At 38.0% G+C, this 405-nt stretch carries 1 protein-coding gene; it reads right to left on the bottom strand.

Annotation, left to right across the window (positions count from 1 at the left end; genetic code table 11):
- A partial coding sequence (locus tag SB725_RS30220; protein WP_410923026.1) for a wax ester/triacylglycerol synthase domain-containing protein occupies positions 1 to 299 on the bottom strand: 299 nt, incomplete at its 3' end.
- Positions 300 to 405: the final 106 nt, after the last annotated feature.

The following is a 405-nucleotide window of genomic DNA, read 5'->3' as shown; positions in this document are numbered from 1 at the left end:
CTTGAGACGTACATCAATAATTCACGTACGCGCCCAGGACTTGGTAACGCGACATGATGCAAGTGATGCTCAACATCAAAGTCTTTGTCTTTTTTCCAGAAGGCTAAATGCTCAAGTACCTGATTAAAAGGAAAGCTAGGCGGTACATCAGACTCTTGCATTTGTTTTACCAATTGATAGACAAAGTCGCTATCCGCATTGTCTGGTAATTCAAATACAAACAGCCCACCAACGTGCATGGGCTGTTTACGCGACTCAAGAAGTAGAAACAACTGGTCGACTGCTGTGAGAAGTCGCATAATAAATCCTTTTATGACGATAAGTGTTATGTAAAATTATAATAAGTAGATATTCAATCAAATAACATTTTTTATTATTTTATAGAGCGTGTTAAGCAATCAACCA

Origin of the sequence: Pseudomonas sp. SIMBA_041 (assembly GCF_046535095.1) — a bacterium.
GTDB classification, from domain to species: Bacteria; Pseudomonadota; Gammaproteobacteria; order Pseudomonadales; family Pseudomonadaceae; genus Aquipseudomonas; species Aquipseudomonas mucoides.
The sequence above is the reverse complement of the archived record's forward strand: the minus strand, read 5'-3'. Positions and strand labels throughout refer to the sequence as shown.